9 protein-coding genes are annotated in these 10080 nt (G+C 45.0%); 4 read left to right on the top strand and 5 right to left on the bottom strand.

Annotation, left to right across the window (positions count from 1 at the left end):
- Positions 1–5: 5 nt before the first annotated feature.
- On the bottom strand, positions 6–1349 hold the full coding sequence (locus tag ACLFWI_RS19300) for a 16S rRNA (cytosine(967)-C(5))-methyltransferase (protein WP_446414253.1): 1344 nt from the start codon (positions 1347–1349) through the stop codon (positions 6–8).
- A gap of 278 nt (positions 1350–1627) precedes the next feature.
- Between ACLFWI_RS19300 and ACLFWI_RS19295 the strand changes: the two genes are divergently transcribed.
- The gene (locus ACLFWI_RS19295; protein WP_446414254.1) at positions 1628–2464 is read left to right on the top strand and encodes a Tab2 family RNA-binding protein; all 837 of its coding nucleotides are present in this window, start codon (positions 1628–1630) and stop codon (positions 2462–2464) included.
- A gap of 153 nt (positions 2465–2617) precedes the next feature.
- Here the strand turns inward: ACLFWI_RS19295 and ACLFWI_RS19290 are convergent, their stop codons facing one another.
- Positions 2618–4351, bottom strand: coding sequence for an adenylate/guanylate cyclase domain-containing protein (locus ACLFWI_RS19290; protein ID WP_446414252.1), 1734 nt, complete (start codon positions 4349–4351; stop codon positions 2618–2620).
- 468 nt (positions 4352–4819) lie between these two features.
- On the opposite strand from ACLFWI_RS19290, the gene ACLFWI_RS19285 reads away from it, so the two are divergent.
- Positions 4820–5518, top strand: coding sequence for a manganese catalase family protein (locus ACLFWI_RS19285; RefSeq protein ID WP_446414251.1), 699 nt, complete (start codon positions 4820–4822; stop codon positions 5516–5518).
- Positions 5519–5688: 170 nt separating this feature from the next.
- Here the strand turns inward: ACLFWI_RS19285 and ACLFWI_RS19280 are convergent, their stop codons facing one another.
- Together ACLFWI_RS19280 and ACLFWI_RS19275 are read right to left on the bottom strand one after the other, a co-directional pair.
- Positions 5689–6777: a hybrid sensor histidine kinase/response regulator gene (locus tag ACLFWI_RS19280; RefSeq protein ID WP_446414250.1), complete on the bottom strand. Its 1089-nt coding sequence runs from the start codon at positions 6775–6777 to the stop codon at positions 5689–5691.
- Between the two features lie 332 nt (positions 6778–7109).
- A complete protein-coding gene (locus ACLFWI_RS19275; protein WP_446409512.1) occupies positions 7110–7958 on the bottom strand; it encodes an alpha/beta fold hydrolase in 849 nt (282 codons plus the stop codon).
- A gap of 207 nt (positions 7959–8165) precedes the next feature.
- On the opposite strand from ACLFWI_RS19275, the gene ACLFWI_RS19270 reads away from it, so the two are divergent.
- A complete protein-coding gene (locus ACLFWI_RS19270; protein WP_006103786.1) occupies positions 8166–8582 on the top strand; it encodes a hypothetical protein in 417 nt (138 codons plus the stop codon).
- Between the two features lie 156 nt (positions 8583–8738).
- Here the strand turns inward: ACLFWI_RS19270 and ACLFWI_RS19265 are convergent, their stop codons facing one another.
- On the bottom strand, positions 8739–9311 hold the full coding sequence (locus ACLFWI_RS19265; RefSeq protein WP_446409510.1) for a redoxin family protein: 573 nt from the start codon (positions 9309–9311) through the stop codon (positions 8739–8741).
- Between the two features lie 192 nt (positions 9312–9503).
- Between ACLFWI_RS19265 and ACLFWI_RS19260 the strand changes: the two genes are divergently transcribed.
- Positions 9504–9920: a Fur family transcriptional regulator gene (locus ACLFWI_RS19260; RefSeq protein ID WP_446409515.1), complete on the top strand. Its 417-nt coding sequence runs from the start codon at positions 9504–9506 to the stop codon at positions 9918–9920.
- The last annotated feature ends 160 nt before the right edge of the window (positions 9921–10080 follow it).

Genomic DNA, 10080 nt, shown 5'->3' with positions numbered 1-10080 from the left:
AATGACTAATCCAGATACTTCAATCTCACCATAAAAAAGCCATCCATCTGATGCTGATGGGGTAAGACTTTCAGCCAGCCTTGAGGCGTAGAAAAGGCGGTGAGTGTCGGCGGGGGTGCATCGATACGCCAGTGGGGATGACGTTCCAGAAAGGCTTGAATCACGGCTTCATTTTCCTGGGGGTGCAAAGTGCAGGTGGCGTAAACGAGGACGCCTCCAGGTTTAACCCAGGTGGCTGTCTGAGTTAATAGTTCACTTTGCAGTACAGAAAGTTCCTTAACTCTGGCTGGAGTACAACGCCAACGGATATCGGGGCGACGGTGCAGCGTACCTAAGCCAGAACAGGGGGCGTCGAGTAAAACAGCATCGGCTATCTGGGTAAATTGGGGAAAATCACGGCTATCCCCTGGGCAGATTTGAATGGATTGTAATTGTAACCGTTGGGTATTAGCTTTGACTTTTTTTAGGCGAGACGCGGCTTTATCACATGCCCAGATTGTACCGCGATCGCCCATGAGTTCGGCAAGATGCGTGGTTTTACCGCCCGGTGCAGCACAGGCGTCAATGATCACATCATGGGGTTGAGGATTAAGTAAATGACTCACGAGTTGAGCGCTACTATCTTGAATTGTCCACCATCCCTCGTTGAATCCAGGAAGCGTTTGTATTGAACCTGTACTTCCTTGGAAGCGTAAGGCTTGGGGAAGGTGAGGAAGGCGTTGAACCTGAATACCTGCGGCTTGCATTGCTGTCTCTACTGTATCGATAGAAGCTTTTAAGGGATTGATCCGCAGGTCAAGGGTTGGCGGTTGGTTGAACCATTGGCAAAGGGCTTCTGTTTCCTCGATTCCTAATTGATTTAACCACAGTTCGATCATCCAGTCGGGAAAGCTATAGAGAATACCCAGACGTTGGATGGGTTGGGGGGGTAACTGCAAGGGATCATCTAATTGGGGATTGGCTTTCAGACGAGTATACTGTCTCAGCACCCCATTAACTACTCCAGCTAGTCCTTTTAATTGATTGGCTTTAGCTAGTTCCACGCTGGTATTAACGGCGGCTGATGGGGGAATGCGTTGCAGATAGCGCAATTGATATAAGCCCAGATGCAGAATGAAGCGCAAGTCTGGGGGTTGCTGGTGGGCTTTTTTCTTCCCCAGTTGATCAATTAAGGCATCCAGGGTGCGAGTGTGTCTGATTGTACCATAGACTAAATCGGTTAACAGAGCGCGATCGGCACGATTAAGAGTAGTATGACGAAGCACTCGATCCAACGCAATATCTGTAAACGCACCTAACTTGTGAATATCTCGTAGGGCGAGGAATGCAAGTTGGCGAGAGTTTGCCATGGATGACTCAAAAAACCTTTACATAAACAAATGATGATCAGGTCTGGGCTAAACTGGAGACGATTATAGGATACCCAATTTCCTTTTACTCACCATCCATTCTGCCACGGATTGGGGACGGGCTTCCGGTTGGAGTGTCATCCCTTTGAGGATAGCTTGATTCACGCGATCGCTAATTTTGGGGTTAAGCTGTTGAGGGCCAGAGGATTACGCTTGTTTTGTAAACAAGCCTTAAACCCTTACAAATGAGATAATACGAATGACAAATGACTTTATCAATGAATGTTTGGCAAGCAGATTTTTATCGGCGTCCTCTGCAAGATGAAACTGGACAAGTCTTATGGGAATTATTAATTTGTGACACCACAGGCAATGTTATATATCAATCATTCTGTCCTCAGCCAGATGTAACCCGTGATTGGTTGCTATCGCAGGTAAAAATCGCGGCGACTAAGACAGGATTACCGGATGCAATTCACGTCTTTCGTCCCCAGTCGTTCAATTTATTCCAGGAGGTGGGACAACAATTAGAGATTAAGGTAGAAGCCACACGACGTACTCCAACCTTAAAGCAACGATTACAGGAAAGAAGGTTAGATTATCAACAGCACCAGAATTACACCGGGGAAGCGTACAACCCCCTTAGCTTAGACAAACCGCCACCTGTACCCTTACCAGAAAATCTCTGGGGTGATCGCTGGCGATTTGCTAGTATTCCCGCAGGGGATATTGAGGAAGGGTTTGCCCAACGCCCGATTCCGATTGTACAGATGCCAAATGAACTCTTACCTTTCCAATTAGGTTTAGCCTCAACGGTAGCTGTTCCCGGAGTCGTGATTGATGGGGGACGCCAGTCGATGCCATTGGCGCGTTGGCTGCAAGATGTGCAACCTGTCGCACTTAATTATATTCCAGGTGCGCCGGATGGGTTAATTTTAGAAGCCGGATTAGTGGAACGCTGGGTGATGGCAACATTTGAGGATGAAGAGGTAGCGACGGCGGCGAGGTTGTATGAACAGCGCAAGCAAACGAGTCAGGGATTACATTTTTTATTGGTGCAACCGGATGATTCGGGAATGACGTATACCGGATGTTGGTTATTGATGGCTGATTAATTTGGTCATTCGCCTTATGTGATTGGTTATTGGTTATTTATTAGACATCTTTAACCTTGATCAAGGGCGGGTTTTGTTGAAAGGTTATCCGTAGGTATCCAAATTAAATGGCTAAACCCGCCCCTACAGTTGGTTTTCATTCTTAGACCAAACTTATTTATCCGATTCATTCTGTTTACGCTCTTTGAGAAAGTATGTGGTCATTTCTCCCTTACCTTTAACATGAATTGAACCGCGTTCTTGAAAAACGTATTTATCCTTTAAATATTCATACGTGGCATCGGAAACCTGAATATAACCCGGAAGACCATGGGATTCCATACGACTGGCGATATTAACTGTATCGCCCCACAAATCATAAATAAACTTTTTCAAGCCAATCACGCCAGCGACTACGGGACCACTGTGAATGCCAATACGCATCATGAAAGCGTGTCCTTGTTGGGCATTAACCGCATCAATTTCCCCTTGCATATCCAGGGCAAATTCGGCAACGGCTTCAGCGTGATCTCGACGCGGTAAGGGTAATCCGCCGACAACCATGTAGGAATCACCAATGGTTTTAATTTTTTCTAAGCCATGGAGTTCTACTAAACGGTCAAATCGTGAGAAAATCTCATTCAGGAGATTGACCAGTTCGGTGGGTGAGATTTCTCCTGATAGGCGAGTAAAGTCCACAATATCAGAAAAGAGAACCGTTGCTTCTTCAAAGCTATCGGCAATGGTATCCGAGTCTGTTTGCAGGCGTTTGGCAATAGATGCTGGCAAGATATTCAGAAGGAGATTTTCTGCCTTTTCTCGTTCAGTAACCAGGTTTTTGGTAGAAGACTCTAAGGCGTCTAACATCGAATTTATTGTTTGTGCCAGGTGGGTTAATTCATCATTCCCCTTGGCGCTAACTCGTAGCGATAGGTCATTACTTGTGCCAACTTCCTGTACGTTTGTACTCAGTCTAGCTAGGCGAGACAGTACCATTTTTTCCAATAGGAAAAGAGTCCCGACACTAAAAAGAATCCCTAAACCCAAGAGAGATAAAATAAGATAACGTAGACTAATGCGACCTTGTTGATAGATTTCTCGTGGGATATCGATTTGGACGAGTAAGGCGGGTTGACCATAGATATCACGGAGGAGGGTATAGCCTGCGATCGCCTCCCGACTTATAATCTGGATTAAGATGGGAGCCTGATTGGGTTGGGACTCCTGTTCAGATAGGCTAGACTGCACAGTCTGCAATTTAGCTGGTAATTGCCTATTATTGAGTCGGTACACCTTAAGATTGAGTTGGGTGAGTTCCGCTAACGCCTCAACACGCTGGTCATTCAGGTAGCGACCCATAATCAAAGACCCTCGTATTGGACCAGTTTCCTCGTTGGTAAGAATGGGATTTGAGGCAATCATTAATAGTCCCTGGGGTAAGAGAATTAAACCTGTAATACTACTACTGGTATCAGGATGCTGTAGTAGAACATTATCGGAATTCAGTTGTTGGATTAAGGGAGTGGGAATTGGAATTTCTTGCTGCTGAGCTAAGTTAAAATGTTTACCAAAAACCAATTCATCTTGGCGGTTAAAGAATAAAACCAGGTTGAGGTTAATATTCGTTAAATTTGTATCTGATAGATTCTCTTGAATATAACTTCGACTGGTATCTTCAATAAACCCATAAGTATCATCCCACTCACCATAATCAGCCGCTAAAACAGCTAAACTATTTAATTCATCGAATAACGCCTCCTGTACCCGCCGCACATTACGATACGCATGTTGTTCCTCGATTTGCGCGAAACTACGGATTAAAATCAGCGATAGACTGGCGTAGAGGACACTGATTAAACCCGCAAGGGTGAGACCAATCAGGAGTAGGGTTTTCTGGCGCAGGCTCATAAGTTCAGCAGGGGAGTGGCGGACAAGGGATAAGCTAGGGGAGATGTGAGCTGGTCAGTTATTTCTGCCATGCTGCATGAGGGAGTCGTTCTTTCTCCCTACAAAGTAAAGTACAACAATTCAAGGCGATAAAGGAAGAAATTCCGGTAAGGCGTCAGGATTCACTTTATTTCCGTCACGCTGAATCCATTAGGGGTAGGTTACTACAGACATCTGATTAAAAGCTTATTTACTGGCTGAAGTATCCACCTAACCCAGGCGATTAATTCGAGTCAAATGGAGGATGTCTATTGCTTAAGACATATTTTTTTAGGTTGACTCTTGATTCAATTCAAAACAATCTCTACAGTAGTTTCTATCTTTAGGTTAAGGTAGGATTCAATTTTATTGATTACTGTGGTATTTAAGCTCAGTTGATTGATAACTGGGCAGACAGGTTTTGACTCTATAGCTATACTCAAAAAAATTATGTTTTTCCACAAAAAGGAAACCATTCAACCCGTTAATATCGAGACAGCACATCCTCAATTTGCCCAACTCTTGTTAGAACAATTCGGTGGCGCTACAGGTGAACTCACTGCTGCTCTACAGTACTGGGTGCAGTCTTTTCACTGTGAAAATCCCTCCATTCGGAATATGCTGCAAGATATCGCGGTTGAGGAATTTAGCCATTTAGAGATGATTGGCAAACTAATTGAATCTCACACCAAAAATGTTGACCAGACTGATGCGTATAAAAGTACGCTCTTTGCAGTACGGGGAATGGGTCCTCATTTCTTAGATAGTCAAGGCTCTGCTTGGACGGCTACCTATATTAATGAAGGTGGCGATATTGTCCGCGACTTACGAGCAAATATAGGCGCAGAAGCAGGCGCTCGTCAAACCTACGAATCACTAATTAAACTAGCACCTGATCCGGGGACAAAAGAGACGCTAGTACAGTTACTTACCCGCGAAATTTCCCACACTAAGATGTTTATGAATGCGTTAGATTCTATGGGTAAACTCACTGATCCCATGTTTGGCAATATCGAACCTGATAGCACTGTTGATCTGTACTATAATTTATCAACAGAGTCAGACGACAACCCTCAACAAGGTGATAAGCCGTGGAATTCTGCACCTGACTTTAAGTATGTAGTTAACCCCACAGCTAGTCATTCTTAGAGACAATTGAGTCAGGTTTCGAGTAGCTTGACGTCGCTGCTAAAATGGTGAATATTTGGGTTGGGTTTATACCAGTAAACCAACCTAAATATTCCCTGTCTGGCTGAATAATTCCACTATGGCAGAGGGTAATGCTATATTGTTTGCGTTTCATTCGATTACAGCATCAATTATCTCGCAACGGGTAATGAAACAGTAACAATAGTTTGCTTATCCGGAACGCTTTCAATGACGAATTCACCCCCATGGAATTGAGTAAAGCGTTTGGCAATGGTTAACCCCAATCCAGAACCTTGTTGATCATAGAGTTTGCGCTCAAACTGCATATAGCTTCCCACTTGGGCAATTTGTTCTGCCGTCATTCCTGTCCCTTGATTACTGATTGCCAAAACCAGTCGATTTTTTTTAACCATACTGGTGACAGTAACAGGTGTGCCATCGGGGGAAAATTTAAAAGTGTTATCGACAAGTTCAAAAACTAACTTCTGAAGTCGAGGTGCTGCCATTTGTACAGCCGTATCGGTTAAATTTAGTAGTAGGTCAGATTCTCGATTGAACTCTCGCGCCTTGGCAATCGCTTGAGCGGAAATAATTGCTGATGAAAATCGCGTTTGATAGGTTTGAAAGGTTCGACGCCGTGCACTGGAGGTTTCGGCTAATTCTAATTCAGCATAAAGTAAAAAGTTTTGAATCGACCGAGATAATTGCTGTCCAGACGCTTGAATGTCTTCGATCATCGATCTGACAGGTGCGGCTTCAATATAGTCCGCCAGCAGTGTCTGTGATGTACCCACGATACTATTTAGGGGAGTTTGCAGTTCTCTTGGTAAAGCCGAGGTGATATTACTGCGTAGCTCATCCAACTTGGCTTCAGACTGCTGCTGAATTGCCATCTGCTTTGACAAACGAGTCGCGATCGCGCTAAGAAGTTCTTTAGCGGTAAATGGTTTGGTCAGATAGTCATCGGAACCAAGTTCCATTCCTTGTCGCCAGTCATCTCGGCTGGCTTTAGCGGTGAGGAAGATGAAGGGAATCGTCTGTGTGGCTGGATTAGAGCGCAAGGCGGTTAACACCTCGTAGCCATCTAATTCTGGCATCATCACATCACAAACAATTAAATCGGGTAATTGTTGGGTCGCGAGTTGGATACCTGCTAATCCATTGTCTGACTCAGTGACCTGAAAATTGTTGGCTTCGAGCAACTCTAGAATATTGTCTCGAACGGATAATTCATCTTCAATTACTAAAATTTTCGTCATAAGGTTCTGGCGGATGCCCAGCTATTTCGTTCTTGTATCCTAGCTGTTTATTTTTTAGCCATTCCAGGGAAATTTTACGGATATCAACTTAACCCCAATTAATTCATTTCAGTAAATTTACGGAGGTTATAGCAACAAACAATAAGTTGCCATGCATTTAAATTGGGTATAGGCAGGTGAATAAGTCTTGTGGTGAGGATAGGGAACAAGGAACAGGGAAAAGGGAACAGGTAAGGTAGAGTTTTTAGTTAACTTCCTCATCACCTCATCTCCCCTATCTTCCCCAGCTTCCCCTGCTTCCCCAGCTCCCCCAGCTCCCCCAACTCCTCTCTTTACAAGGCTTGACGGCGTAGAAACAGCAGCAGATTATTACTCACCTTCTCAGACCAATGATCTTGCGGATAATGTCCGGCTTCTTCTAGTTCTACCAATTCGACATTCTTGATCATTTTGGCAAATTCTTGAACTTGAACCAAGGGAAGCCACGGATCTTTGATCCCCCAAAGAATCAATGTGGGTTGATTCCAGTTGCGAAACCCGGCTTCGATTTCTGCCATAGATGATTTAAGTTGCAGGTTTTTAACCGTCATCAGTAAACTGCGCCCTGCATCAGAACTGCTGAGAAAGGGACGGCGATATACGTCTAAATCTTGATCAGACACGCGATAGCCACTACCGCCTTCTAAAGTGCGATCAACCAACAAGGGATCTTGGGTCAACATATCACCGACCAAGGGTAAGCCCAATTGCTTGATCTTCCACGGTAACTGACTCGCTGATGAGACAGGGGTGTTGAGAATGGCTAACCGTTCAACCTGATCGGGGTAACGCAAAGCGTATTGGAGTCCCACTGAACCCAGAAACCCTTGGACAACCAGATAAAATCGCTCGATTTGCAGATGTTGGATAAATTCTGCTAAGGCTTTAATAAAAGCATCTGGCGTATAGGCAAACTTACGACGGTCTGGTTTAGCTGAGAAACCCGCACCAATCCAGTCTGGCGCGATCGCACGGAATCCTTTTTCGGCTAAATCGGGCATCAGCGCTGACCATGAGTAACTCTGGGATGGCAAACCATGAAGCAGTAGAACAGGGGGTTGTGTGCTGGGATTAACCGGAGTGGCTTCCCGATAAAACCACTGTAGCGACCCGACCTGAATTGAGTTTTCCTGAATGGACACGCTTTTTTTCCTACACCTTGACCGTGCTTTGAGCTTACCGCCCTGTAGACGTTTGAGCAAGTTTTCCTGGTAATTTCCGATCTCCGGGAATTGTCAACAAATCACAACATATCCCCTGTCTGCTAAACAGATAGCCAACAGACTCGCTAATTGTAATAAATAATGAAGCAATCTTGTAAATAAGCGTTAACCATAGGAGATTTAATCATGAATGCTGCCGAACAAGCCAAGGGTTTAGAGGTAACCACCAAAATTGCCGCCATAGTCAACTTGTTTAAGTCCCAGTTTCCCGATGCTAAGGCGGACTTGAAACCCTGGCAAAATGACCCAGATACCCGCAATCTAGTTGATCCCGACTCAATCGATATCGGTTTTCACTTTCCTGGGTGGAGTAGAAAGTTACAAAGCCGCAGCATCTTACTACAAATTCGGTTTTACCAAGATCCTTTAGAACAGTCTCATCGCTTGATCGGCTTAGATGCCGCAGGATTTAATCATCAAGGAGAAGCTTGGCGACTTTCGACGGTTGAGAACTGGCAATGTGTCGGTAATTATCAGCCTGCGCCGGAGGTGAGTGATAAGCTTAAACAGTTCTGCCGACAAGTTTTTGAGTTATTTAGGTAATAAACTACCCAGGTTTGGATGGTGGCTGAAACCTGGGTTTTCAGTAGCCCTGAAGTGGAATCGGGTGTCGGCTGGCAAAGTGAGAAGACACCAAACACCATCACACACAAACAGTGGGGAAACGACATGTCGTTTCCCCACAGATGGTAGTTCAAATTAACCAACAAACGCCAGACGCGGCTCAGAGACACCTGCGGGTTCTTGCCCCTTCAGGGAAGCTAGCATCGTATCTGCATCAGAAACTTCAAAGGGGTCATCTGGGCAGTTGTCGCTATAACCAGGTTCTGCAAAGAATTTTTCAATCTTGCCGTCGTTCACCAGCATCGAATAGCGCCAGGAACGCATCCCGAAACCGAGGTTGGACTTATCGACTAGCATTCCCATCTTGCGGGTAAACTCGCCATTACCATCCGGAAGCAAGAACACCTTCTCAGCACCTTGCTGCTTACCCCACTGGAACATAACAAACGCATCATTCACCGACAGGCAAATGATTTCATCCACACCCTGTGCCTTGAACTCATCATAGAGTTCTTCATAGCGAGGCAGGTGGTTGGACGAACAAGTGGGTGTAAACGCACCCGGTAAGGAAAATACAACAACTTTTTTGCCACCAAAGATTTCCTGCGTTGTCCGATCTTGCCAACGGTAGGGATTTGAACCCCCTACAGACTCATCACGCACGCGAGTCTTGAACACAGCGTCGGGTACACGATCAATAACAGCCATATTTACCTCGTTTTACAGACGACTAGATTTTTGTTTGCTTTAGCTATATCTAACTATAACTCAGAATAATTCTGATTTAAGAATGAGTCAATAGTAATAAATACTTATTTTTCAGTCTAGCTGCTAGACAAGTATACCTCCTAAATAAAGAGTGTTATAATTAAAGAACTGCTGATGAAAACGGTAAATCCCATGCAGAAGCAAGCAGAAAACCTGATTAAAGTCTTGAAATCCAAGGGGTTGAGGGTTACCCCACAGCGATTTTCTGTCTATGCCAATCTGCTGACTCGTTTTGATCACCCGACGGCAGATCAAATCCTCAGCGATCTCAATCACCAAGCGCCAACGTCTTCCCAGGCGACGGTATACAGTGCGCTACAAGCCCTGCGGGAAGTGGGACTGGTGCGGGAAGTTTTATTAGAGGAAGGTGTCTGTCGTTACGATGCGAATGTCGATCGCCACCATCATTTTCGTTGTCGCTGTTGCGGTGCGATTAAAGATATTCCTTGGGATACATTTGAAAGCGTTGACTTGAACCGCCTACCTTCTGGTATGCAGGGTGAAAGCTATGAGGTGACGGTGCATGGAGTCTGCGATCGCTGTCAATGATTTGTCATTTGTCCTTTGTCATTCGTCCTTTGTCGCGGAGATGGGGGAGTTCTCAGTTGAATCAAAATCACAATTGGATCGGGGCGGGTTTAGTTCCATTTGGGTGAAGTCATAAACGATAGTTGTGAAACCCGCCCCTACACAAGTGCGCTACGATGGG

The organism is Coleofasciculus sp., from assembly GCF_046539235.1.
GTDB lineage: Bacteria > Cyanobacteriota > Cyanobacteriia > Cyanobacteriales > Coleofasciculaceae > Coleofasciculus.
This window is presented reverse-complemented; position numbering and strand designations above follow the sequence as displayed.

What these genes read in the sequence shown, in the direction of transcription:
- ACLFWI_RS19300 (WP_446414253.1), bottom strand. Translation starts at nt 1,349, where the DNA reads ATGGCAAACTCTCGCCAACTTGCATTCCTCGCCCTACGAGATATTCAC.
- ACLFWI_RS19295 (WP_446414254.1), top strand. Translation starts at nt 1,628, where the DNA reads ATGAATGTTTGGCAAGCAGATTTTTATCGGCGTCCTCTGCAAGATGAA.
- ACLFWI_RS19290 (WP_446414252.1), bottom strand. Translation starts at nt 4,351, where the DNA reads ATGAGCCTGCGCCAGAAAACCCTACTCCTGATTGGTCTCACCCTTGCG.
- ACLFWI_RS19285 (WP_446414251.1), top strand. Translation starts at nt 4,820, where the DNA reads ATGTTTTTCCACAAAAAGGAAACCATTCAACCCGTTAATATCGAGACA.
- ACLFWI_RS19280 (WP_446414250.1), bottom strand. Translation starts at nt 6,777, where the DNA reads ATGACGAAAATTTTAGTAATTGAAGATGAATTATCCGTTCGAGACAAT.
- ACLFWI_RS19270 (WP_006103786.1), top strand. Translation starts at nt 8,166, where the DNA reads ATGAATGCTGCCGAACAAGCCAAGGGTTTAGAGGTAACCACCAAAATT.
- ACLFWI_RS19265 (WP_446409510.1), bottom strand. Translation starts at nt 9,311, where the DNA reads ATGGCTGTTATTGATCGTGTACCCGACGCTGTGTTCAAGACTCGCGTG.
- ACLFWI_RS19260 (WP_446409515.1), top strand. Translation starts at nt 9,504, where the DNA reads ATGCAGAAGCAAGCAGAAAACCTGATTAAAGTCTTGAAATCCAAGGGG.